We start from the raw sequence: 24,569 nt of genomic DNA, 5'->3' as shown, positions 1-24,569 counted from the left end.
GGGGCAAAGAATATGATTAGCACCCTCCCCGTCACCGCGGCATTTTCGGGCGCCCAGACCGGACCCTCGCTCCTCGGCATCGACGTCGTCTGGGCGGGTACGCTGCTCGCCGCGATCGGCGTTTTTGCCGTGCTCGTCGCCATCTACAATGCGCTGACCGTACGCAACCCGATGACAAAGCGCGTCAAGGCGCTGAACGAGCGCCGCGAACAGTTGAAGGCCGGCATCACCGCCTCCACCGCCAAGCGTCGCGCGCGGCTCGTGCGCAAAAACCAGACGGCCGACCGAATGCGCAATTTCCTGGGCCGCTTGCAGGTCTTGCAGGAAGGGCAGATCAAGGAGGTTCAGCAAAAGCTGGCCCAGGCCGGCATCCGGTCAAAGGATCTGGCGGTCGCGGTCATTTTCGGGCGAATGGTGCTGCCGATCCTGTTCGGCGGTCTGGCCCTCTTCCTGATCTATATTGTCGACATGTGGCCGACGCTGACGCCGTTCAAGCGGTCGGGTTTTACCATGGCCGCGCTGATTCTCGGTTACAAGGCGCCGGACCTGTTCGTCGACAATATGCGCCAGAAGCGTACCGATGCCATCCGCAAGGGTCTTCCGGACGCGCTCGACCTGCTCGTGATCTGCGCCGAGGCGGGGCTGACGGTCGACTCGGCCTTCTCGCGCGTATCGAAGGAACTGGGCCGCGCCTATCCCGAACTCGGCGAGGAGTTTGCGCTTACATCGATCGAGCTCGGCTTCCTCACCGAGCGCCGACAGGCATTCGAGAACCTTGCCTATCGCGTCAATCTGGAATCGGTGAAGGGCGTCGTCACGACGATGATCCAGACCGAAAAATATGGCACGCCGCTCGCCAGCGCGCTGCGCGTGCTGTCGGCCGAGTTTCGCAATGAGCGCATGATGCGGGCCGAGGAAAAAGCCGCGCGCCTGCCTGCGATCATGACGGTACCGCTGATCCTGTTCATCCTGCCGGTGCTGTTCATCGTCATCCTTGGACCCGCGGCCTGTTCGCTGAGCGACGCAATGGCTGGCGGCAGCTTCGGCGGCCGATAGGCTATCGACCGGTCAGACCGGCAAGGGAGGGCGGCAGCGATTCCGCCCTCCCCTTCCTCTTGTCAGGCGACCGTCTGCTCAATCGCGCCGAAGATGCTGTGGTGGCGCGCATCGTCCATCCAGATACGCACCGTATCGCCCCGCTGCATGAAGGGCGTCTTCGCTTCGCCGTGCCGGATCGTTTCGACCGTCCGCACTTCGGCAAGGCAGCTATACCCCAGTCCGCCCTCGCTCACCGGCTTGCCGGGGCCGCCGTCGGCGTCACGGTTCGACACCGTGCCTGACCCGATGATCGTGCCCGCGCCAAGGTTGCGCGTTTTGGCCGCGTGGGCGATGAGCTGACCGAAATCGAAGGTCATGTCGACGCCGGCATCGGCGCGGCCGAGCGGCTGACCGTTGAGGTCAACGCACAGCGTGCCATGCAGCTTGCCATCCTTCCATTGGTCGCCCAGCGCGTCGGGCGTCACGAAAACCGGCGACATCGCACTCGACGGCTTGGACTGGAAAAAGCCGAACCCCTTGGCGAGTTCGGCGGGGATCAGTCCGCGGAGCGAGACATCGTTGGTCAGGCCGACGAGCAGAACCTTCTCGCGCGCCGTGACGGGATCGATCCCGGCGGGAACATCGTCGGTGACGACGACGATCTCGGCCTCCATGTCGCACCCCCATGCCGGATCGCCGAGCGGGATCGGGTCGCGCGGCGCAAGGAAAGCGTCGCTGCCGCCCTGGTACATCAGCGGATCGTGCCAGAAACTCTCGGGCATTTCCGCGCCTCGCGCCTGGCGCACCAGCGCGACATGGTTCACATAGGCGCTGCCGTCGGCCCATTGATAGGCGCGTGGCAGTGGCGATGCGGCGTCGCGCTCGTGAAAGCGCTCCTTGGGGATCGCGTCATGGTTCAAATCCTCGGCCAGCGCGGCCAGACGCGGCGCAGCATCGGCCCAGTCGTCGAGCGCCGCCTGCATCGTCGGCGCGATCGCCGATGCGTCGGAATACCAAGCCAGATCGTCCGAAACGACGACGAGGCGGCCATCACGGCCGTGCTTGAGCGAAGCCAGTTTCACGAAAACTCCCTTGTCTGACGATCGGCTGAAACCGCAAATCGCCTGTCAGGAAGCGATAATCAGCGCGACGTCGTGATCGATGCGAAACAGGTAAAGCCGCTCTGCCCTGCCTGCAAGCGCCGGATATATTGAAGATAGGCCTGCGACTGGTCATAGGTCGTTCCGGGCAGGCTGCGACCGCGAAACGCCTGTTTGACTTCCTCGCCCGTAAAAGGCCGCGGTGCGCCCGGAAAGGCGCCTTTTGTTCCCGGCGGGACGAGCTTGCCGGTCGCGTCGATATACTGGCCCGCGGCGGTCGGCCCCGGCACCGGAATCTGGCAGTTCATCACCGACACCGCGGTCTGGGCAAAGGCGGGCCGGATCGTCAGCGCCGCCGATACGCCCGCCGCGCCAAGCGCGAGCACATGGCGGCGCGACGACGCCGCATCATCCCTATCGACCGGATCCGCCGGGACGTCCCTGTTTTCCATGACCGTCGCATAACGCAACGACGGAGCGAGGAAAAGCAAAAGACCAGGGGAAGCCTGCTCGTTTCCCGCTTTGATACAAGCCCGGCAAAAGCGTTAACATGCGCAAAGCCGATTGCGCGCATCCCCCGCTTCGTGCGAAGCGGGCGGCGCATGTTCGATCGCCTGTCCAGCCTTGTCATCGCGCTGACGCTGATCGCCATTGCGGCGATCTTTGCGGCGCTGGCCGGTGGCGACCCGCCGACGATCGCGATGATGGCGGTCGCGGGTTTCGCCGCAACCTTCACGGTTTACAGCGCGCTTCCTCCCGCCCTGTCCGCGACCCGCGCCCAGCGAACCTCGCCTGCCGAGACACGTCCGCTTTCCTTGCTGCGTCATCCCGATTTCGCACGCTGGGTCGATCAGGAAAAAGACCCGCTGCTCGGCGTTGCCGATAATGTCGTCGCCATCGCCAACGACGCGGCCATTCGGCTGCTCGGACGGCACATCGTCGGCGCCGACATCCGCACCGCGATCCGTCATCCGCTCGCCACCGAATGGCTGTCGCGGATCGACGGCGACGCGCCGCTGGAGACGATCGACCTCGTCGATTATCCCCGCCCCGGCCAGCGCTGGACCATGCGCATCGCCGCGCTGTCGAACGGCGAACGCATCGTCTTCCTGTCCGATCGCTCGGCGATCGACGCCGCCGACCGGATGCGGTCCGATTTTGTCGCCAACGCCAGCCACGAGCTGCGCACCCCGCTCGCCGCGATCATCGGCTATGTCGAAACATTGCAGGACATGAATGGCGAAGACGACGGCGCAACGCGGCGCCGCTTCCTGTCGATCATCGAGCGCGAGGCGCGGCGGATGCAGCAACTGGTGATCGACCTGCTCTCAATCTCGCGCGTCGAGGCCGACCGCTTTCGCCGTCCAACCGCCGAGGTCGACCTCGCCGCGATCGTCCGGCACACGATCACCCAATTGCAGGACAGCGAATCCGCGCGGCCGAAGGACATTGTCGCGGCGCTCGGCACCGAAGCGATGCCGATGCTGGGCGACGAGGCGCAGCTCGGCCAACTCGCCCACAATATCATATCCAATGCGTTGAAATATGGCCGTCCCGGCACGCCGGTGACGGTCGAACTGCTGCGCGAAGGAGCGCGCGTTCGGCTGTCGGTGAGCGACGAGGGTGACGGCATCGCCCCCGACCATATCCCGCGGCTGACCGAACGCTTTTACCGCGTCGACGAGGCGCGCAGCCGCTCGGTCGGCGGCACCGGTCTTGGCCTCGCGATCGTCAAGCATATCAGCGAGCGCCATCAGGGGCAGCTCCACATCGACAGCGAACCGGGCAAGGGAACCAGCGTTTCGATAAGCTTTCCCCTTGCCGCCAGCGCCTAATCGATCCGGTCGATGAGGTCGGCGATCGTCCCGAACATTGCGTCGATTTGTTCCTTCTCGACGATCAGCGGCGGCGACAGCGCGATGATATCGCCCGTAGCGCGCACGAGCAGGCCGTTGTCGAAACAGGCGTGGAACAGTTCCATCGCGCGCGCGGTGGGGGCGCCGGGGCGTGGTTCAAGTTCGATGCCTGCGACGAGGCCGATCGTGCGGACGTCGATGACGTGCCGCCGCCCCTTCAGGCTGTGTGCCGCATCCTCCCAATAGGCGCCGAGTTCGCTCGCACGGTCGAACAGCCCGTCGCGGGCATAGAGGTCCAGCGTCGCCAGCCCCGCCGCGCTCGCCAAGGGGTGGCCTGAATAGGTGTAGCCGTGGAACAGCTCGATCCCGCCCGGCGCGCTGTCGATCACCGCATCGTGCAGCTCGCGCTTCACCGCCACCGCCCCCATCGGCACCGTGGCATTGGTCAGGCCCTTGGCCATGGTGATGATGTCAGGCGTCACGCCCCACATTTGCGACGCCGTTGCGCCGCCGACACGCCCGAAAGCGGTGATGACTTCGTCGAAGATCAGGATGATGCCATGCCGGTCGCAAATCTCGCGCAAGCGTGAGAGGTAGCCAACGGGCGGCACGAGCACGCCGGTCGATCCCGCCATCGGTTCGACGATAACCGCAGCGATCGTCTCGGCGCCGTGCAGATCGACCAGGCGTTGCAGATCGTCGGCGAGTTCGGCGCCATGCTGCGGGAATCCGCGACTGAAAGCGTTGCGCTCCAGATCATGCGTATGACGGAGATGGTCTACGCCCGGCAAACCCCCGCCGAAGGCGCGACGGTTGTTGACGAGACCGCCAACGCTGATCCCGCCAAAGCCGGTGCCGTGGTAGCCGCGTTCGCGCCCGATCAACCGGGTGCGCGCCCCCTGCCCCTTCGCGCGCTGGATCGCGAGCGCGATTTTGAGCGCCGTATCGACCGACTCCGACCCGCTGTTGGTGAAGAATATCCGGTCGAGCCCGTCGGGCATCAACGCCGCGAGGCGCTGCGCCAGCTCAAAAGGCAGCGGGTGCCCCAGCTGAAACGTCGGTGCAAAGTCCAGCGTCGCCGCGGTTCTGGCGATCGCCTCGGTGATTTCGGGGCGGCAATGACCGGCATTGCTGCACCACAGGCCCGCGGTGCCGTCGAGTATGTCGCGCCCGTCGCTCGACCGGTAAAACATGCCGCTTGCCGATACGAGCTGGCGCGGCTGCGCCTTGTACGCGCGGTTCGCGGTGAAGGGCATCCAGAAACTTGCCAGCTGGTCGTTGTCGCCCCTCATCGCTGCTTGCCTCCTCTGGTTCTTCTGCGCGCCAATCTGACGGCCCGCCACCCCGCTGGCAATGGACAAAACCGGCCCTCTGGCGCTTCACCCGACTTCACGATAGGCTGTCCGCTCCACAAACGGGCCGGCTCCTCGGCCCAATCGGGGGCGCATGTCAGTCAATCTGGAACAATGGATCAGCGAGCACAAGATCGACGAAGTCGAATGTATCGTCCCCGACATCAATGGGGTTCAGCGCGGCAAGGTGTTGCCGGCGCGCAAGTTTCTCACCTCGGTCAAGGACAAGACGCTGCGCATTCCCGGCAGCGTCTTCATCTGCACGATCGACGGTCATTACCCCGAGGACATCGACGATGTCTGGGACAAGGACCCGGACAAGATATTGATCGCCGATCCCGACACGATCTGCGTCGCGCCGGGCTTTACCTCGCCGACCGCTTTCGTCATCGCCGACGCCTTCAACGGCGACGGGACCGAGGTCGACATCGCGCCGCGCACGATCCTCAAAAAAGTGCTGGGCCTCTACGAAGACAGGGGCTGGAAACCGATCATTGCGCCCGAGGTGGAGTTTTACCTCGTTTCGCAGAACACCGATCCCGATTTCCCGCTGACTCCGCCCACCGGCCAGTCGGGCCGTGCCGAAACGGCGAGCCAGCCCTATGGGCTGGAGGCGATGAACGAATATGAAGACATCATCGATCATATCTATGACGATTGCGAGCTGATGGGGCTCAATATCGACACGATGATTCACGAAATGGGCGCCGCGCAGCTGGAGGTGAACTTCAACCATGGCGATCCGCTGCGGCTCGCCGACGAGGTCTTCCTGTTCAAACGCGTCGTCCGCAATGTGGCGCGGCAACATGACGTCTATGCCACTTTCATGGCGAACCCGATGGCGGGCCAGCCAGGCAGCGCGATGCACATCCATCAGTCGGTCATCGATGCCGATACGGGTCGCAACCTGTTCGCGACCGCGAATGGCCGCGACAGCGCCGCCTTTCGGTCCTTTGTCGCGGGGCTCGTCCGTTTCATGCCGCAAATTGCGCCGCTCTGGGCGCCCAATGTGAACAGCTTTCGCCGGATGCGCCCCGACAGCGCGGCGCCGATCAACGTCCAGTGGGGCGCCGACAACCGCTCGTGCGGTTTTCGTATCCCGGTGTCCGACAAGCACAACCGCCGCGTCGAAAACCGCCTGCCCGGCGCCGACAGCAATCCCTATCTCGCGATCGCCGCGTCGCTCGTATGCGGCTATATCGGCATGGTCGACCGGATGGTCCCGCCCAAGCCGATCACCGGCAGCGCCTATAATCGCGCACGCACCCTGCCGCGCACGCTGGAGGCCGCGCTCGACCGTTTCGCCTCGTGCAAAAAGGTCCGCAACCTGCTCGGCGACGATTTCTTCGAGATTTTCTATGCCGTGAAGGATTATGAGCTGTTCAATTACCAGTCGGTGGTGTCGAGCTGGGAGCGCGAACATCTGCTGATGCGGGTCTGAACCGCCGATGATATTCTGCCCATCCTTCCCGTTCGCGTCGAGCGAGGTCGAGACGCCCATCGCGACGGCGCGGCGTTTCGACTTCGCTCGACGCGAGCCGGATTAGGGGTGGCGTCGGAATGAGCGACCCGCTGAACCACAGCTATTACGCCGCGACCGCGCACGAATGGCGGCCGCGCGATCATATTGAGGACGATTTCAGCTGCGACGTTGCGGTCATCGGCGGTGGCTTCACCGGGCTGAGCGCCGCGCTCGCCTGCGCCGAGCGCGGTTTTTCGGTCATTTTGGTCGAAGCCGAGCATGTCGGCTTCGGCGCCTCGGGGCGCAACGGGGGGCAGTTGATCCCCGGATTGCGCTGGACCGCATCCGAACTGGACACCGAGTTCGGCCACGAGCGCGCCGACGCGCTGTTCGACCTGTGCTGGCGCGACAACCGCGTGAAGGCCCGGATCGCAAAGCATGGCATCGACTGCGACCTCAAGTCCGGGCACCTTGAGGCGGCGTGGACGCCGGGCGACTTCGACGCGATGCGGCGCGAGGCGGACTATCTGGCGACGCGTTTCGGTTACGAAACCGAGGTTGTCGAAAAGGCGGGGATGGACGCGCATGTCGCCAGTCCGCGCTATCACGGCGGCGTTTATGACGCCCGCGCCGGGCATTTTCACCCGCTGAACTACGCCGTCGGTCTGGCGAAGGCCGCCGAGGCGGCAGGAGTCCGGATTTTTGAAGGCCGGCGCGCCACCTCGATCCGCGCGGGCGATCCCGGCCAACTGCTGCTCGGCAAGGTGGCGGTCGAAGCGCGCTATTTCATCGACGCCACCGACAGCTGGATCGGCGACCTCGAACCCGATCTCGGCCGCTACACCGTGCCGATCATGAACTATAATATCGCGACCGCGCCGCTCGCCAACGCCGACGAACTGCTGCCAAGCGACGCCGCGGTCGCCGACAGCCGCTTCGTGCTCAACTATTTCCGCCTGTCCGCCGACAAGCGCCTCATATTCGGCGGGGGCGAGCGCTATTCGCAGACGCCGCCGCGCGACATCGCCGCATTCGTGCGGCCCTTCATGACCGGAGTGTTCCCGCAAATCGCCGACGCGAAGATCGATTATGGCTGGGGCGGCGCGGTTGGGGTGACGATGAACCGCCTGCCGCATATCGGACGGCGCGGAAACATGTTTTTCGCGCACGGCTTTTCGGGGCACGGCGCGCTGGTGACGACGCTTGCGGGCGAACTCATCGCCGAAGCAATGGCGGGGACCGCCGAGCGCTTTGACCTGCTCGCGAACCTTCCCTCCCGCCCCTTCCCCGGAGGCAACTGGCTTCAACGCCCGCTCGCGACGCTGGGACTGCTTTTCTATGCATTGAAGGACCGGCTCGGATGATCGCCGGGGCCGCGATCGCGCGCGTCGCGGCGCGCGAGGCGGAGCGCTTTCGCACCCTCAATCCGCGCGCTTTCGCGCATCATGCGGCAGCAAAAGGCTGGTTCCAGGCAGTCCCCTTCCACTGGATGACCGACTGGCCGAGCCCGGTGCCCATCGTCGCTGCATCGGCGCGCGGCGCGACGCTGACCAGCATCGACGGCCAGCGTTACGACGATTTCTGCCTGGGCGACACGGCGAGCCTGTTCGGTCATTCGCCGCAGCCGCTTGCCGCGGCGCTGGCGCAACAGGCGAGCGAAGGGCTGAGCTATATGCTGCCTACCGAGCGCGGCGCGACGCTGGCAGAACGGCTCGCGGCGACCTTTGGCCTGCCGCTGTGGCAGGTGACGACCACCGCCAGCGAGGCCAATCGTGCGGTCATTCGCTGGTGCCGCGGCATCACCGGCCGCGCGAAGATCCTGATCTTCAACGGCGCCTATCATGGCGCGGTCGACGACGCCTTTGTCGATCTGACAGCCGGTCGCCCGGCGATGCGGGCAAGTCTGGTCGGACAGGTCCATGACCTGACCGCCACAACCGAAGTGGTCGAGTTCAACGACGAAGATGCGCTGGCGTCGGCGTTACGGCGGGGCGACATCGCCTGCGTGCTTGCCGAGCCGGTGATGACCAATATCGGCATGGTGCGCGATGCGCCCGGCTTTCTCGGGGCGCTTCGCGCACTCTGCGACGAAACCGGCACATTGCTGGTGTTCGATGAGACGCATACGGTCTCGTCGGGCCATGGCGGCCACGGCGTCACCCATGGACCACGGCCCGACCTGATGGTCATCGGCAAGTCGATCGGCGGCGGTATACCTTGCGCGGTTTATGGCTTCAGCGCCGCGGTCGGCGATCATATGGTCGCGCTCAACCATACGCGCCCGCCGGGGCACAGCGGGATCGGCACCACCCTGTCGGCCAACGCGCTCGCGATCACCGCGATGGATACCATGCTGGCGGAGGTCATCACACCGGCCGCCTATGACCAAATGCTACGCGGCGCGGCGCGGCTCGTCGCCGGGCTGGAGCAGGAGATTGCCCGCGCCGCGGTCGACTGGCACGTCACCCAGGTCGGCGCGCGCGTCGAGTTTCTCACCTGCCCGACCCCGCCGCGCAATGGCCGCGAAGCCAGGGCGGCGATGCAGCCCGAACTCGAAGCGGCAATCCACCTCTTCCTGGCGAACCGCGGGATTTTGCTGGCGCCCTTCCACAATATGATGTTGGTGAGTCCGGTGACGGGCGACGATCAGATCGACCGGCTGGTCGGCGCGTTCGCCGACTGCGTGAGCGCGTTGAAGGAGTAAGCGGGCGATGTCGAAGTCATCGGGCGTGATTGCGGACCGGTCCGAAGCCGAGGCCTTTTTCAAGGCGAACCCTGACGTCGATGCGATCGAGATGATCTATACCGACATGGGCGGCGTCCCGCGCGGCAAGCGGCTGCGCCAGCATGAAGTGATGGCCGTCTACGACAGCGGGCGCATGTTCCCCGGTTCGATCACCGTCGTCGACATCACCGGACAGGATACCGTCGAAACCGGACTCGTCTGGGAAGATGGTGATGCCGACCGCTCGATGAAGCCGATCCCCGGCACCCTCGTTCGCACGCCCTGGGGAGGCGACGGCGCGGCACAGTTCCTTGTCGATTTCTATGAGCTCGACGGGACGCCGCACGACCTCGACCCGCGCCATGTGCTCGGCCGCGTGATCGACCGCTTTACCGCCGACGCGCTCACCCCGGTGCTCGCGGTCGAGCTGGAGTTTTACCTTGTCGATCCGCGCCGCGCACGCGACGGCGGCATCCGCCCGGCCCGCCCCGGCTACAGCCGCAGCGCGCCGCGCAATGTCGAGGTATACGGCCTGCGCGAACTGGAGGATTTCCGGCCTTTTTTTGACGCACTCTACACGGCGACCGACGTGCAGGGCCTGCCGCTCGAAAGCGCGATCAGCGAATTCGCTCCCGGCCAGTTCGAGCTGACCTTGCGCCACAAGCCCGACGCGCTGCGCGCCGCCGACGATGCGATCATGTACAAAAGGCTGGTCAAGGCGATTGCCCAGCAACACGGCCTCGAAGCCACCTTCATGGCGAAACCCTTTGCCGATCAGGCGGGCAGCGGGATGCACATCCATGTTTCGGTGAACGACGCAGGCGGCACCAATATCTTCGCAAGCGAAGACCCCGAGGGAACCGACGCGCTGCGCCACGCGATCGGCGGGATGATCGGCAGCGTCGGCGACGCCTTCGCCATCTTTGCCCCCCACGCGAACAGCTATCGCCGCTTCAAGGCGAACAGCTATGCTCCCGTCGCGCCGACCTGGGGCGTCAACAACCGCACCGTGTCGTTCCGCATTCCCGCCGGCCCGCCGCCGAGCCGCCATGTCGAACATCGCGCGTGCGGCGCCGACGCCAACCCCTATCTCGCGGTCGCGGCGGTGCTTGCCGGGATGCATCACGGCATGACGACGAGGACCGACCCCGGCGCCGCGGTGGTCGGCAACGGTTATGACCGCGACAACAGCGGCGACGACAAGCCGCCGTCGAACTGGTTCGCCGCGGTCGACCGTTTCCACGATTCGGCGCTCATGCGCGACTATCTGGGCGACCGGTTCGTCGACATGTTCAGCATCGTCAAGCGCGTCGAACAGGACAATTATTTCAGCGTCGTGCCGGCGCTCGATTATGATTGGTACCTACGCAACGCATGAAAGTTTCATATTATCCTGGTGCAGCGCAAAAAAGCCTCTTTCCAAGCCGCGTTTAATGAGTCAGCTTGGCGCTTCACACAGGGAGGCTGGCCATGGACTTCAACGAACTGATCAAGCAGACCCGCGGGCGCCGCTCGCTCCTTCAGGCGCTTGGTGTCGCCGCCGTCGGGATCAGTTTCGGCGGGCTCGCCGCGTGCAGCAAGGAAGGCGGCAAGACGCTGGCGAATGGCGAAGAGGCCAGGCTCAACTTCTATAACTGGGACACTTATATCGGCGAAACGACGCTGGCCGATTTCGAGGAAGCGACGGGCGTCGCGGTGACGATGGACCTGTTCGACAGCAACGACGTGCTGTTCGCCAAGTTCAAGGCCGGCAATCCCGGCTATGACGTGATCGTGCCGTCGAACGACTTCGTCGAACGGATGAGCAAGGCCGACATGCTGATGCCGCTCGACCACAGCCTCATTCCGAACAAGAAAAATATCGACGCCGCCTATATCAACGTCGAATATGACCTGCAGCGCAAGTTTTCGATGCCCTACACCTGGCTCGCGCTCGGCATCGGCTATCGCAAGTCGAAGGTGTCAGCGACGCCCGACAGCTGGAAAGTGCTGTTCGACAGCCCCGAATATGCCGGCCGCATCGCCTGGCTGTCGGAGGCGGGCGACATGTTCCGCCTGTTCGGCAAATATCTCGGAAAATCGGTCAACGAACTGACCCCCGCCGACGTCGCGACGATCGAACGGATGATGATCAAGCAAAAGCCCAATGTGAAGAAGTTCCACGAGGATGACGGGCAGGATCTGCTGCTCAAGGGAGATGTCGACGTCGTGCTCGAATATAATGGCGACATCGCACAGGCGATGGTCGAGGATGACGATATCGACTTCGTCATCCCCAAGGAAGGCAGCCAGCTCAATTCGGACAATCTGTGCATCCCGAAGGGCGCGCCGCATCCGAAGAACGCCCATGCCTTTATCAACTATATCCTCGACGCGAATGTCGACAAGCATATCACCGAGACGATCCTCTATCCGACGCCCAACGCCGCGGCGAAGGCGCTGATGCCCGAAAGCTACAAGAACAACCCGGTGATCTTCCCGCCCGCCGATGTGCTCGCCAAGTGCGAATATGCACGCTTCAACCCCGAGCTTCAGCCACTCTTCGAAGAGGCGTTCACGCGCGTGCGGGCGGCCTGACGCGATCCAGGGACGGCGGGGGTGGCCGAGCAGGACTGGAAAACCAACAGGGGCGTTTTCGCGGCGGTGTCGCTGCCGACGCTCCTGTGGGTTCTGCTCTTCTTCCTCGTCCCCATGGCGATCGTCTGGCTCTACAGCTTTGGCGAAAACCGCGGGCTCACCGAAATCGCCATTTCGGGCACGCTCGACAATTACAAGCGCGCCACCGAGTGGCTCTACCTCACCATATTCGGCAAGAGTTTCGCGGTCGCGGCGCTCGTTACGCTCATCTGCCTGATCATCGGTTTTCCGGTCGCGATGGCGATCACCTTTGCCAGCGAGAAGTGGCGGCCGTGGCTGCTCCTCGGCATCATGCTGCCCTTCTGGACCAACCTGCTCATCCGCACCTATGCGCTGATGATGCTGCTCGGCACGCAGGGCTTCGCCAACAAGGGCCTCGGTGTCCTGTGGGAAGGCGCAAGCTGGATGAAGGCGCTTGTCGGGCTCCAGCCGCTCCCGACGTGGGAGCCGGTCGAACTGCTCTTCAACAATTTCGCGGTCGTGTTCGGACTCGTCTATGTCCACCTGCCCTTCATGGTGCTGCCGCTCTATGCCGCGCTCGACCGGCTCGACCGCAGCCTGATCGAGGCGAGCCTCGATCTGGGCGCCGGCCATTTCCGCACGATCATGCGGATCGTCGTCCCGCTCGCCGCCCCCGGCATCATCGCCGGGGTGATGATTACCCTGATTCCCGCGCTCGGCGCCTATCTTACCCCCGACCTGATGGGTGGCACCGACAGCCAGATGATCGCCAATGTGATCGAGCGCCAGTTCAAGAAGGCGAATGACTGGCCTTTCGGCGCCGCGCTGTCCTTTCTGCTCATCTACGCGATGTTCATCCTCATTGCGCTGCAATCGCTGCGGCGCCGCGCGCCGGAGGCGCATTGATGGCGCTCTTCGCCCGCACCCCGCGCGCACCGCTCGAATATAGCCGGACGCTGTGGATGCGCCTGTGGGTCGGCGCGGTGATGGTCTTTCTCTACGCGCCGCTGGTGGTGCTGATGATCTTCAGCTTCAACGACAGCAAGCGCAACGTCGTATGGCGCGGCTTCACGACGAAATATTATGAGAAGGCACTGGGCAACGACCAGCTGGTCGAGGCGCTGGTCAATTCGCTGACCATCGCCGCGCTGGCGACGCTCGCCAGCCTCGTGCTTGGCACGCTCGCCGCGGTGATGCTCTGGCGCTTTCGTTTCCCGTGGAAGGGCGCGATCGACGGCACCATCTCGTTGCCGATCATCGTTCCCGAAATCTGCCTCGGCGTAGCGTTCCTGATGTTTTTCGCGGCAATCGGCTGGCCGAACGACCTCGTCTGGCCGTTCAACCTCGGCGCGATCACCATCGCGCACATCACCTTCTGCTTCCCCTTCGTCACCATGGTCGTGCGCTCGCGCCTCGCAAGCTTCAACCGCGAGCAGGAGGAAGCCGCGAAGGATCTGGGCGCCAGCGAATGGCAGGTGTTCCGCGACGTGCTGATTCCGCACATGAAACCGGCGCTCGTCGCGGGTGCGTTGCTATCATTCACCCTCAGCCTCGACGATTTCGTCATCACCTATTTCACCAGCGGCCCCGACACGATCACTTTCCCGGTGAAGGTCTATTCGATGGTCCGCTTCTCGGTGACGCCAGAGGTCAACGCGGCATCGACCCTGCTCATCATCCTTACCGTCGTCCTGACCTTCGTTGCGCTGAAGGCGCAGGGTGTGAAAGCCATTGCGGAAACCCACTGACCATGACCGAACCCGCCCAACCGATCATCCAGATCCAGAACGTCTCGAAACGCTTCGGCAAGGTCACGGCGGTCGACAATGTCAGCCTCGACATCAACGCGGGCGAGTTCTTCGTGCTGCTCGGCCCCTCGGGCTGCGGCAAAACGACCTTGCTGCGGATGATCGCGGGGTTCGAACTGCCGAGCGAGGGTCGCATATTGATCGACGGGCAGGATATGGCGGGCATCCCGCCGAACAAGCGCCCGGTGAATATGGTGTTCCAGAGCTATGCGGTGTTTCCGCACATGAGCGTCGCCGACAATGTCGCTTACGGACTCAGGATCGCAGGCGTGAAGGGCGGCGAGGTCCGAGACCGCGTTGCCGAAGCGCTCGCGCTGGTCAAGCTCAGCGGATTCGAGGGCCGGATGCCCGACCAGATGTCGGGCGGGCAGCGCCAGCGCGTCGCACTCGCGCGAAGCCTGGTGATGCGGCCCAAGGTGCTGTTGCTCGACGAACCGCTCTCGGCGCTCGATGCGAAGTTGCGCGCGCAGATGCAGTTCGAGCTGTCGGAGCTGCAGGAAAAGGTCGGCATCACCTTCGTCACCGTGACGCACGATCAGGACGAGGCGTTGTCGATGGCGTGCCGGATCGCGGTGATCAACAAGGGCGACGTCGCGCAGCTCGCCACGCCGTCGGACCTTTACGAATATCCCGCCAACCGCTTCGTCGCCGATTTCGTCGGGTCGGTGAACATCTTCGAAGGCAAGCTGACGCTCGATGAGCCTGACAAGGCCGCGGTCGACTGTCCCGGCCTCGGCAAGGTCTATCTCAACCATGGGGTGACAGGACCGCATGGCGCCGACGTGTGGGTCGCGCTTCGGCCGGAGAAAATCTACCTCCACGTCCCCGGCGCCGGCAAGGCGGTGCGCGCCGCGGCGGAGGATGCCCCCGACGGCCACAATTTCGCGCGCGGGACGATCAAGGGCATGTCCTACCTCGGCGACATCACGCTGTTCGAGATCGAACTGGACAGCGGCGCACGCCTCCGCGTCTCGCGCCCCAATCTGTCGCGCCACGACCAGGAGGATTTCACCTGGGACGACAGGGTGTCGATGCACTGGCGCGCCGACAGCCCGGTGGTGTTGCTGGGATAAACTGGCCCCTCCCCTTCAGGGGACGGGTTGGGGTGGTGCCCAGAAACCTTGCGCTACGCCGATGCCCCCACCGGCTGCGACTAGGCAGCAAGCTGCCAAGTCTCGCTGCCCTCCCCTGAAGGAGAGGGCAAATTAGTGCTCCTTCTTTCCCGGCACCAGATGCAGTGCCGCCACGATCACTCCGCCCAGCAGCAGGCCGAACACGCCCGCGCCGCCGGCATTGATCAGCCATTCCCACACACCCGCGCCGGGCAATCCGCCCGCGACCGAATACGCAAAATCGTGCAGGCCGTGGCCCAGATTGCCGATATGATATTCGTCGAGGCCGTGGAGGAAAATCTGGCCGCCGACCCACAGCATCGCCGCGGTGCCGACCGTCGCCAGCGTGGCGAGCAGCTTGGGCATAAAAGCGACAAGTCCGCGCCCGATCGCGCGCCGGGCGTTATGCCCTTCCCTGGCCATGTGCAGCCCGATGTCGTCCATCTTCACGATCAGCCCGACAACGCCATAAACCGCAACCGTGATTGCGATGGCGACAACAACCAGCGTTGCCGTACGCATCAGCATCGCTTCGTCGAGCACCTCGTTGAGGGCGATCACCATGATTTCGGCCGACAGGATGAAGTCGGTGCGGATCGCGCCCTTGACCATGACCTCCTCATGGTTCGGATCGATCACGGTAGCCGCTTCTTCGGCCAGGCTGTGCTTGTCGGCGGCGAGCGAATGCCAGACCTTCTCGGCGCCCTCGAAACACAGATAGGCGCCGCCGACCATCAGCAGCGGCGTGATCGCCCATTGCGCCACCGCCGACAGCAGCAGCAGCGCGGGCAGGATCAGCACCAGCTTGTTGAACATCGACCCCTTGGCGATGCGCCAGATGATCGGCAGTTCGCGGTTCGGCTGAAAGCCGGTCACATAGCGCGGCGTCACCGCGGCGTCGTCGACCACCACCCCCGCGGCCTTGACCCCCGCTTTCGACGCTGCGGCACCGATGTCGTCGATGCTCGCCGCGGCAACCTTGGCAATGGTGGCAACGTCGTCGAGCAGGGCAAAGAGGCCGGAGGGCATAGGGTCTTGGTCCTTCTGAGGAGTCTGGAGCGACCCATCTACCCGTTCGTGTCGAACGGATTGATAGGAAAGCGCAAGTTTTCAGCTTGGCATCCGCAATTTCGGCATCACCTCATCCAGGGATTTGCGGATGATACCAACCATCTCGTCGATCTGTTCGGTGGTGATCACCAGCGGCGGGCACATCACCAGGCTGTCGCGGATGCCCCGCACCATCAGCCCGTTCGCGATGCAGGCATCGCGCGCCATCGGCCCCGCCGTGCCCTCGGCGCCGCCAAAGCGCGCGCGGGTCGTTTTGTCGGCCACGATCTCGACCGCGCCGAGCAGACCGATCGAGCGCGTCTCGCCGACAAGAGGATGGTCGTTCAAGGTCGCAAGCGCCTTTGCCAGATGCGGGCCGGTGACGTTGCCGGTGCGTTCGACCAATCCTTCACGTTCGATAATCTCGATATTCCTGAGCGCCACCGCCGCCGCGACCGGATGCCCCGAATAGGTAAAGCCATGGACGAAATCGCCGCCGGTCTTGAGCACCTCGACCACATGGCTCGTCACTGCCGTGGCCGAAATCGGCAGGTAACCCGACGACAGCCCCTTCGCCATCGGCATCAGGTCGGGCGAAAAGCCCATCGTCTCGTGCCCCCACATCTGCCCGGTACGCCCAAAGCCGCAGATCACCTCGTCGGCAACGAGCAGCAGGCCATATTTGCGCACCACGGCCTCGACCTTTGGCCAATATCCCTCGGGCGGAATGATCACCCCGCCCGCGCCCTGCACCGGTTCGCCGATGAAGGCCGCGCAGTTTTCGGGGCCGACCTCCAGTATCTTGTCCTCGATTGCCTGGACACAGGCGTCGCAAAACTCCTCCTCGCTCATCCCCTGCCCTTCGCCGAAATAATAGGGCTGGCGGACGTGCTCGACGCCGGGGATCGGCAGGTCGCCCTGCGCGTGCATGGCCTTCATGCCCCCCAGCGACACGCCTGCGACGGTCGAGCCGTGATAGGCGTTCCAGCGGCTGATGAAGATGGTGCGTTTGGGCTCGCCCTTCAACTTCCAGTAATGACGGACCATGCGAAAGACAGTGTCGTTGGCTTCGCTACCCGATGCGTTGAAGAAGATATGCGGCAGGCGGTTCTGTGTGAGCGACGCGATCTTCGCCGCGAGCGTCACCGTCGGCGGCGTCGCGGTCTTGAAGAAGGTGTTGTAGAAGGGCAGCTCGCGCATCTGCGCCGCCGCCGCTTCGACCAGTTCCTCGCGTCCATAACCGACGTTGACGCACCACAGGCCCGCCATGCCGTCGAGGATGCGGTGGCCGTCGCCATCGGTGATGTAACAGCCTTCGGCATGGGTGATGATCCGGCTGCCGCCGAGCTTTTCGATTTCGGCCCAGTCGGCCTGCGCGGGAAGGTGGTGCGCGACGTCGAGGCGGCGTAGTTCGGCGATGTCGTGATTGCGGGGCATTGAAAAACTCCTGATTCCGATAGACCGTTCGCATCGAGCGAAGTCGAGATGCCTCTCGGCCTTGCGCTGCGACGATGGGTGTCTCGACTTCGCTCGACACGAGCGGAACGAGACCCAGCTTTGAATTCAGGGCGAAAAGCTGATCCGCGCGAGATAGCGATCGTAACGGGTGACGCGGCGGTTCATAATTCGCCTCTTAGCGCGCGGCCGAGCAGGTGAAAATAGGTCTGGCTCCGCGTATCGGCGTCGGTCGCCCATTCGGGATGCCACTGCACCGCGAGCAGTGGCGCACCATTGGGTCGCGCGCTATAGGCTTCGACCAGCCCGTCGGGCGCGCGCGCCTCGACCGTCAGCCCGTCGGCGAGGGCTCCGATTCCCTGGAAATGGACCGAGTTCACCTCCAGCGACGGCATTTCATAGGCCGACGCGAGCAGCCCGCCCGCGACCAGATCGACCCGGTGCCGATGGTCGAACATCGCGTCGAACGAAACGCCCTCCGGTGCATGGTGGCGCAGCAGTTCGTCGTTCGCCGCCGTATCGCGGCGCAGCGTGCCGCCCAGTGCGACGTTGATCTCCTGAAAGCCGCGACAGATGCCGAACAGCGGCCGCTGCGCCGCGATCACCGCCGCGACCAGTTCGATCATCATCCGGTCACGATCGGGATCGAAGGGCCCTTCACCTGTCGCGGCATCGCCGTAGCGCGCCGGTTCGACATTCGATGGCGTCCCCGTCAGAAGCACGCCGTCGAGCCGCCCGACCACTTCGTCGGCGCGCATCAGATCGGGGAGCGACGGGATGATGAGCGCGGCGCAATCGGCATGACGCATCGCCGCGGTCGCATAGCGGTTCATCACTGCCTGCGCGGTTTCGACGCCGATGGTGCGGTTGCAGGCGATGATGCCAAGAACGGGGCGCGCGGACATGCGCCCTAGCTGCCGATTTTTGCGGCGCTACGCCAGCGGAATCTCAGCCATGCTGGCGAGCAAAGGCAGCCGCAGCGCCGAACAGCCCCGGCTGCGGATGCGTGATGAGCTTTACCGGCAGCGCCGCCATGAACCCCTCGAACCGCCCCTTTTCGATAAAGCGTTCCGGAAAGCCCGATCGCACCAGGCTATCGCGAATGCGCAGACCCAGACCGCCCGCGATAACCACCCCGCTCGCCCCCTGCGCCAGCGCGAGATCACCCGCGACGCTGCCGAGCGAGAGGCAGAAGCGATCGGCAGCCGCCGCGGCAAGACTGTCCCCGCCGCTCAGCGCAGCGGCCCAGATCGCCTTGTCGTCGAGCGGTGTCACCGCGCGTCCTTCGAGTGCGGCGAGCGTTTCGTAAATGTCTACGATGCCGGGGCCAGACACGACGCGCTCGACCGATACGCGGCGGTGCCGCTTGCGTAGCCGCGCGAGGATCGCGTCCTCGATGCTGTCGAGCGGTGCGAAGTCGATATGCCCGCCCTCGGTCGCCTGCACGCGATAGCCGCTCTCATCGCGCCAGATATGCGCGACGCCAAGCCCGGTGCCGGGTCCGATGACGCTGATCGTGCCGGTGGCCGGCAGCGGCTCGTCGGGGCCGGTCAGCCGCCCGAAATAGCTCTCGTCGGCCTGCGCGACGGCATGGCCCACCGCCTCGAAATCATTGACGAGTATATGGCGGTCGACATTCAGCTTTTCGCCGATCAGCGCGGGACGGATAATCCACGGATTGTTGGTGAAGCGGATGATTTCGCCGCGCGTCGGGCCGGCGATCGCGATCGCGACCGCGCGTGGCAGGGTGCCGCCTTGCCGGCCTTCGAAATCCTGCCACGCTGTCTGGAAGCTCGCATGATCCTTTGTATGCAGCGTCGTCGCTTCGCCCAGCGAACGGACGCGCCCACCCTCGATCTCGGCGATAGCAAAACGGGCGTGCGTGCCGCCAATATCGACCGTGACGATCTGTTCGCGCATGGCTCTCCCTTGCCGGCCTGTCGGACCCGTTGGCCCATGGCATGTCCGATGGCCGGAGGCGATGCAACAGGGCATAGCTATGCGCGCGCCGGGTGTCCGTTTGTCGGTGCATTTTTTTCCAAGGCTCACGCCACGCCGTTCCGTCTTGTGATTGTCGCCGGAATGCCTCCCGGCCCGATTTCAAGAGGAATCTGATGCGCAAGACCCTGCTGGCCTCGACCTGCCTGGCCACCCTTCTCTCGACCGCTGTTCATGCCGAAACGACGATCAGCACTGCCACGACCGCGCCTGTGCGGACGTCGACAATCAAGTCGGGCGCGCCCGACGACATCAAGATCACCTCCGCCGGGTCGATCAAGCCGACCGTCGCAGGACCCGCAGTCACGATCGACAGCAATCACAAGGTCGTCAACGACGGCACGATCGAGTTCAGCAATATCGATGGCGCAACAGGCATTCTTGCCGGCGCAGGGACCACGGGCGGCATCACCAACAGCGCGTCCGGCAAGATCACGATCGGCGAAACCTACGCCGCGACCGACATCGACAATGACGGCGACCTCGACGGCCCGTTCGCGATCGGCACAGGCCGCGTCGGCATCGCGACCGCTGGCGCGTTTTCGGGCAACATCGTCAATTCGGGTGCGATCGCGATCGAAGGCAATGATTCGGCGGGCATAAGGCTCGGCGGCCCGCTGACGGGCAATTTCACCAACGATGGCACGATCAGCGTGCTCGGCGACAGGGCGCTCGGCGTCGGGCTTCAGGACGTCACGGGCAATATCCGTCTTGCCGGAACGATTGCCGCCACCGGTGTCGATGCGATCGCCGCGCGGCTCGGCGGCGACATCACGGGCGCGCTCGTCGTGCAGGGCAATCTCACGGCAACGGGCTATCGCTTCACCGCGCCCCCGGCCGACCCCTCGAAGCTCGATGCCGACGACCTGCTGATCGGCGGTCCCGCGCTGGCGGTCGAAGGCGATGTGACGGGCGGCATCATTTTCGCGGTCCCTCCGAAGGATTCGAGCACAACCGACAAGGATGAGGACGATGACGGCATCGACGACGACAAGGAAGGGTCGGCGGTCGTCCGCTCCTTTGGATCGGCGGCGGCCATCCGGATCGGTTCGGCCGACCGCGATGTCGCGATCGGCGCGCTCGCGGGCACCGGAACCGGCCTCGGCGTCATCATCGACGGCTCGGTGCTCGGCAACGGGCTTTACGCCGGCAAGGATGGCAATGCGATCCGGATCGGCGGGCTTGGCGGCGCCGTGACGATCGCTGGCGGCATCGGCATCGGCGCCACCGGCAGCGTTGGGGCGCAGTCCAAAGATGCGGCGGCGACGGCAATCCGCTTCGGCAGCGGTGCCTCGACCCCCGAACTGCGTAACGCGGGCAAGGTCGAGGCGTCAACCGGCGGCAATGCGTCGGGGGCAGTAGCGACCGCGGTGATCGTGGAAGCGGGCGCCGACGTCGCGCTGATCCGCAACAGCGGCACGATCGCGGCCAAGACCGGCGGCGACAATGGCACGGCGCGCGCGATCGTCGACCTGTCGGGCAATGTCGATATGGTCGAGAATAGCGGCGCGATCAGCGCGAGCGGCGCGCTCGTTTCGTCGGATCGCAACATCGCGATCGACCTGTCGGCCAACAACAATGGGGCAACGATCAAGCAGACCGCCGTGGCCGCGGGTATCACCGCGCCGAGCATCGTCGGCGACATCCGTTTCGGCGGCGGCAACGACGTGTTCGACATCGCGGATGGTTCGGTGAAGGGCAACAGCATCTTCGGCGCCGGCAACAACAGGCTCGCGCTGTCGGGCGACGCGACCTATGCCGGCAACGCCCGCTTCGGCGCCGGCAACGACACGATGGCGCTGGCCGGAACCTCCAAGTTCACCGGGCTCGCCGACTTCGGCGGCGGCGCCGATGCGCTAACGATCGGCGGCACTTCGGTCTTTACAGGCACTCTTGCCAATTCGTCGGGACTGGCCGTGTCGGTCAATGGTGGCACCTTCGACGTGCGGGGCGCCGCGACGATCGCATCGCTTGCCGTAACCGACAAGGGCGTCCTTGGCGTCATGCTCGACACAGGCAGCACGGGCACCGCGCTGCAAGTGACGGGGAATGCCAGCTTCGGCGCGGAATCGAAGCTCGCGCTTCAATTGTCGAGCATCGAAGAGGCCGAGGGCGAGCACGTCGTGCTCACCGCCGGATCGATCACTGGCGCCAACAATCTGACCGCCTCGCAGACACTTCTTCCCTTTCTTTACAAGGGCACACTCACCTCGACTGCCACCCGGCTGATCGTCGATGTCGCGCGCAAGAGCACGAGCGAGCTCGGTCTCAACCGCTCGGAAGCCGGCGCTTTCGACGCTGTGCTCGATGCCGTCGTCGCCGAACAGAAGATCGAGGACGTGTTCCTCGGCATCACCGATGGCGATCAGTTCCGCAGCCAGCTTCAGCAGATGCTGCCGGAACACGAAGGCGGAGTCTTTGAAACCGTCACCTCGGGCTCGCGCGCGCTCGCACGCCACCTCCTCGACCCCAATGCGCCGTATCAGGACGAAGGCAAATGGGGCTATTGGGTGAACCAGGCCGTCTGGGGCACGTCGAAGGGAATCGGCAACACCGCGAGCTATGACGTCAGCGGCTGGGGCATCTCGCTCGGCGCGGAGATCGAGAGCGACGTCGGCAATTTCGGCGGCTCGATCGCCTTCCTCAGCGGCAAGGACAGCAACGGCAGCAACGCCAATGAAGTCAGCACGAGCCAGTTCGAAGGTGCGCTGCACTGGCGCCTGCGCTCGGACGGTTTCATGGCCAACGCCCGCGTGTCGGGCGCGCCGGTAAAGCTGAAGGGCACACGCATCTTCCGCGCCGAAGCGGGCGCCGAGGACATTGAAGAGACGATGAAGGGCAAATGGGACGCGACCCTGTGGTCGGCGTCGGGCTCGGTTGCCTATGACACGCGCCTCGGCGGGCTGACGCTGCGTCCGATGGTCGCGGTGGATTATTACAAGCTCCAGGAAGACGGTTATCAGGAAACGGGCGGCGGCGATGCGCTCGACCTCACCGTGCTCGATCGCGACAGCGACGAACTCGCGGTAACGGGCACGGTAACGCTCGGCCTCGAGTTCGGCGGCGCCGACGAATATGACGGCTGGACGCGCTTCGAACTCGAAGGCGGGCGCCGGCAGATCGTCAGCGGCACGCTGGGCGCGACGACGGCTTCGTTCAAGGACGGCACGCCCTTCACCCTGATCCCCGATGATCGCACGAGCGGCTGGGTCGGCCGCCTCCGCGGCATCGCCGGCAATTCGGCCTTTCAGGTCGCCGGCGAAGTGTCCGCGGAAGAACAGCAAAGCCATGTCGGCTGGGCGTTCCGTGCGAGCCTGCGGGTCGGTCTCTAGCCCCCCGGGCCGACCCCGCCCGCAAGGGGGAAGCGGATCCCCTACCCCGCTTCCCCCTTGCCTTGGTTTCAGGAAACGACACGACAGATGCTTGCAATCGCCCCTTTTCCTTTTCCTGCCCCGCAGTTGCGTGGCCGACGATGGGCGCTATATGACGGCAAGCTCAGGGGGACATTTGCCGCGTGGCGAGGCGGCCCGTTCCGGCAAGAAATGGCATTCCAAAGCAAGCAATTCATGACCGAGCCGCGCGATCAGAGCGACGCCCTGCAGGGCATTGAGGGCGTATTGCTCGCCCATCGCGACCGCATCCTGCGCTTCCTCGAAATGCGCGGTGCGGGCGACAGTGCGGAAGATCTGTTCCAGGATTTGTGGATGCGGCTGACCGAACGCGCGACGGGTCCCGTCGCCGATCCGCTATCCTATGCGATGCGCGCGGCCAACAATCTGATGCTCGATCGCTACCGCTCGGCGCGCCAGCGCGAGCTTCGCGACAAGGCGTGGGGCGAGAGCGCGGCGATGCACAGCCCGTCGAGCGAGGCGGCGCTCATCTCGCGCGAGCAACTCGCGCTCGCCGATGCGGCGATCGCGGCAACGGGCGAGCGGCCCGCGCGCATCTTTCGCCGCTTTCGCGTCGATGGCGTCCACCAGCGCGAGATTGCCCGCGAAATGGGCGTCAGCCTGAGCACGGTCGAAGCCGATCTGCGCAAGGTTTATGCGGCGCTGGCGGCGCTGAGGAGGCAGTTCGATGCCGGTTGAACCGAACGACGCCGCCGAAGCGCGCGCGATCGACTGGCTGGTTCGCCAGCGCGATCCGGCATTCGACGATTGGGATGGCTTCACCGACTGGCTGGCCGAAGACGCGAGCCATGCGGCCGTTTACGACGCGATCGCCAGCCTCGACCGCGATCTCGATGCGTTGCCGCCTATCGCGCCGACCCTGACAATAGCCGATACCCGATCGTCGCAACGTCTGTCGCGGCGGCGCTGGTTCGGCGGCGCCGTCGCCGCCGCGCTGGTCGGCGCCATCGGCCTGTCAGCGTCCGGCCTGCTCGGAAACGGCGACCGCATCGAAACCGCAGCAGGCGAGCATCGCACCCTTACCCTCGCCGATGGTTCGACGATCGACATCAACGGCGGTTCGGTGGTCGAGATCGACGACGACCGGCCGCGCTTTGCGCGCCTCGAATCGGGCGAGGCGATGTTCCGCGTCGCGCACCGCGACGGCGACCCCTTTGTCGTCGAAGCGGGCGGCGCGCGGATTGTCGACCTGGGCACCGCGTTCAACGTGGTGCGGCGCGATCGCGCGACATCGGTTGCCGTGTCCGAGGGCGTCGTCCTTTACAACCCCGACCGCGAAAATGTCCGGCTGGTGGCCGGCAAGGGACTCGATGCGCGCGACGGCGACGGCGGCCCGCCGGTGGTGAAGGACGTCGATATCGCCAATGTCGGCGGCTGGCGGAGCGGCCTGCTCGTCTATAATGGCGCGCCGCTGTCGGTCGTCGCCGAGGATCTGCGCCGAACGGCGGCGATTCAGATCAGTATTGCGCCCGACGCCGCGATGGTGTCGTTCCGTGGCGCGCTGATCATCGACAAGGATCGCGGTCGCACGGTCGCCGACCTCGCCGCCTTGTCGGGAACGCGCGCCGAACGGCGCGGCGAAGGCTGGATACTGACCCGCTGACG

At 64.9% G+C, this 24,569-nt stretch carries 20 protein-coding genes; 13 read left to right on the top strand and 7 right to left on the bottom strand.

All coding sequences use genetic code 11. The features are described from left to right. Nucleotides 1-12 precede the first annotated feature (12 nt). Complete coding sequence (locus SALA_RS05680) at nucleotides 13-1,056, top strand: type II secretion system F family protein (protein ID WP_011541426.1); 1,044 nt, start codon at nucleotides 13-15, stop codon at nucleotides 1,054-1,056. Nucleotides 1,057-1,118: 62 nt separating this feature from the next. On the opposite strand, the gene SALA_RS05675 is transcribed toward SALA_RS05680, so the two are convergent. Together SALA_RS05675 and SALA_RS05670 are read right to left on the bottom strand one after the other, a co-directional pair. Continuing rightward, a complete protein-coding gene (locus SALA_RS05675; RefSeq protein ID WP_011541425.1) occupies nucleotides 1,119-2,120 on the bottom strand; it encodes a fumarylacetoacetate hydrolase family protein in 1,002 nt (333 codons plus the stop codon). Nucleotides 2,121-2,179: 59 nt separating this feature from the next. Beyond that, nucleotides 2,180-2,590 carry a hypothetical protein gene (locus SALA_RS05670; protein ID WP_041383120.1) on the bottom strand — a complete coding sequence of 137 codons (411 nt, stop codon included), beginning with the start codon at nucleotides 2,588-2,590 and terminating at the stop codon, nucleotides 2,180-2,182. Between the two features lie 150 nt (nucleotides 2,591-2,740). Between SALA_RS05670 and SALA_RS05665 the strand changes: the two genes are divergently transcribed. Further along, nucleotides 2,741-3,973, top strand: a complete 1,233-nt coding sequence (locus SALA_RS05665; protein ID WP_041383119.1) for a sensor histidine kinase — start codon at nucleotides 2,741-2,743, stop codon at nucleotides 3,971-3,973. Here SALA_RS05665 and SALA_RS05660 read toward each other — a convergent pair. Beyond that, nucleotides 3,970-5,286, bottom strand: a complete 1,317-nt coding sequence (locus SALA_RS05660) for an aspartate aminotransferase family protein (protein WP_011541423.1) — start codon at nucleotides 5,284-5,286, stop codon at nucleotides 3,970-3,972. The genes SALA_RS05665 and SALA_RS05660 overlap by 4 nt on opposite strands. Before the next feature lie 154 nt (nucleotides 5,287-5,440). Between SALA_RS05660 and SALA_RS05655 the strand changes: the two genes are divergently transcribed. The 8 genes from SALA_RS05655 to SALA_RS05620 all read left to right on the top strand — a co-directional run bounded on the left by SALA_RS05655 (nucleotide 5,441) and on the right by SALA_RS05620 (nucleotide 15,012). Further along, nucleotides 5,441-6,787 (top strand): glutamine synthetase family protein, encoded by a 1,347-nt coding sequence (locus tag SALA_RS05655; RefSeq protein ID WP_011541422.1) that lies wholly within the window; start codon nucleotides 5,441-5,443, stop codon nucleotides 6,785-6,787. 119 nt (nucleotides 6,788-6,906) lie between these two features. Further along, entirely contained in the window at nucleotides 6,907-8,172 is a 1,266-nt protein-coding gene (locus SALA_RS05650; RefSeq protein WP_011541421.1) for an NAD(P)/FAD-dependent oxidoreductase, read from the top strand. Continuing rightward, the gene (locus tag SALA_RS05645; protein ID WP_011541420.1) at nucleotides 8,169-9,512 is read left to right on the top strand and encodes an aspartate aminotransferase family protein; all 1,344 of its coding nucleotides are present in this window, start codon (nucleotides 8,169-8,171) and stop codon (nucleotides 9,510-9,512) included. The genes SALA_RS05650 and SALA_RS05645 overlap by 4 nt, the downstream gene beginning before the upstream one ends. A 7-nt stretch (nucleotides 9,513-9,519) precedes the next feature. Then, nucleotides 9,520-10,911 carry a glutamine synthetase family protein gene (locus tag SALA_RS05640; protein ID WP_011541419.1) on the top strand — a complete coding sequence of 464 codons (1,392 nt, stop codon included), beginning with the start codon at nucleotides 9,520-9,522 and terminating at the stop codon, nucleotides 10,909-10,911. A 92-nt stretch (nucleotides 10,912-11,003) separates the two neighbouring features. Next, nucleotides 11,004-12,110, top strand: coding sequence for an ABC transporter substrate-binding protein (locus SALA_RS05635; protein WP_011541418.1), 1,107 nt, complete (start codon nucleotides 11,004-11,006; stop codon nucleotides 12,108-12,110). A gap of 21 nt (nucleotides 12,111-12,131) precedes the next feature. Next, complete coding sequence (locus SALA_RS05630) at nucleotides 12,132-13,037, top strand: ABC transporter permease (protein ID WP_011541417.1); 906 nt, start codon at nucleotides 12,132-12,134, stop codon at nucleotides 13,035-13,037. Further along, nucleotides 13,037-13,879 carry an ABC transporter permease gene (locus SALA_RS05625; protein WP_041383118.1) on the top strand — a complete coding sequence of 281 codons (843 nt, stop codon included), beginning with the start codon at nucleotides 13,037-13,039 and terminating at the stop codon, nucleotides 13,877-13,879. Before SALA_RS05630 ends, SALA_RS05625 begins: the two co-directional genes overlap by 1 nt. Nucleotides 13,880-13,881: 2 nt before the next feature. Continuing rightward, nucleotides 13,882-15,012 (top strand): ABC transporter ATP-binding protein, encoded by a 1,131-nt coding sequence (locus tag SALA_RS05620; RefSeq protein WP_011541415.1) that lies wholly within the window; start codon nucleotides 13,882-13,884, stop codon nucleotides 15,010-15,012. 132 nt (nucleotides 15,013-15,144) lie between these two features. Here the strand turns inward: SALA_RS05620 and SALA_RS05615 are convergent, their stop codons facing one another. The 4 genes from SALA_RS05615 to SALA_RS05600 all read right to left on the bottom strand — a co-directional run bounded on the left by SALA_RS05615 (nucleotide 15,145) and on the right by SALA_RS05600 (nucleotide 19,476). Next, nucleotides 15,145-16,080: a DUF808 domain-containing protein gene (locus SALA_RS05615; RefSeq protein WP_011541414.1), complete on the bottom strand. Its 936-nt coding sequence runs from the start codon at nucleotides 16,078-16,080 to the stop codon at nucleotides 15,145-15,147. An 81-nt stretch (nucleotides 16,081-16,161) separates the two neighbouring features. After that, on the bottom strand, nucleotides 16,162-17,538 hold the full coding sequence (locus tag SALA_RS05610) for an aspartate aminotransferase family protein (RefSeq protein ID WP_041383117.1): 1,377 nt from the start codon (nucleotides 17,536-17,538) through the stop codon (nucleotides 16,162-16,164). A 182-nt stretch (nucleotides 17,539-17,720) separates the two neighbouring features. Further along, nucleotides 17,721-18,461 (bottom strand): gamma-glutamyl-gamma-aminobutyrate hydrolase family protein, encoded by a 741-nt coding sequence (locus tag SALA_RS05605; RefSeq protein WP_011541413.1) that lies wholly within the window; start codon nucleotides 18,459-18,461, stop codon nucleotides 17,721-17,723. Between the two features lie 43 nt (nucleotides 18,462-18,504). Next, complete coding sequence (locus tag SALA_RS05600) at nucleotides 18,505-19,476, bottom strand: glucokinase (protein WP_011541412.1); 972 nt, start codon at nucleotides 19,474-19,476, stop codon at nucleotides 18,505-18,507. A gap of 194 nt (nucleotides 19,477-19,670) precedes the next feature. Here SALA_RS05600 and SALA_RS05595 point away from each other — a divergent pair, with 194 nt between their 5' ends. From SALA_RS05595 to SALA_RS05585, 3 genes are all read left to right on the top strand, one after another. Next, nucleotides 19,671-22,886: an autotransporter outer membrane beta-barrel domain-containing protein gene (locus SALA_RS05595; protein ID WP_011541411.1), complete on the top strand. Its 3,216-nt coding sequence runs from the start codon at nucleotides 19,671-19,673 to the stop codon at nucleotides 22,884-22,886. A gap of 234 nt (nucleotides 22,887-23,120) precedes the next feature. Beyond that, nucleotides 23,121-23,642 (top strand): RNA polymerase sigma factor, encoded by a 522-nt coding sequence (locus tag SALA_RS05590; protein WP_011541410.1) that lies wholly within the window; start codon nucleotides 23,121-23,123, stop codon nucleotides 23,640-23,642. Then, the gene (locus tag SALA_RS05585) at nucleotides 23,632-24,567 is read left to right on the top strand and encodes a FecR family protein (RefSeq protein ID WP_011541409.1); all 936 of its coding nucleotides are present in this window, start codon (nucleotides 23,632-23,634) and stop codon (nucleotides 24,565-24,567) included. The genes SALA_RS05590 and SALA_RS05585 overlap by 11 nt, the downstream gene beginning before the upstream one ends. Nucleotides 24,568-24,569 lie beyond the last annotated feature (2 nt).

This window comes from Sphingopyxis alaskensis RB2256 (genome assembly GCF_000013985.1).
GTDB classification, from domain to species: Bacteria; Pseudomonadota; Alphaproteobacteria; order Sphingomonadales; family Sphingomonadaceae; genus Sphingopyxis; species Sphingopyxis alaskensis.
This window is presented reverse-complemented; position numbering and strand designations above follow the sequence as displayed.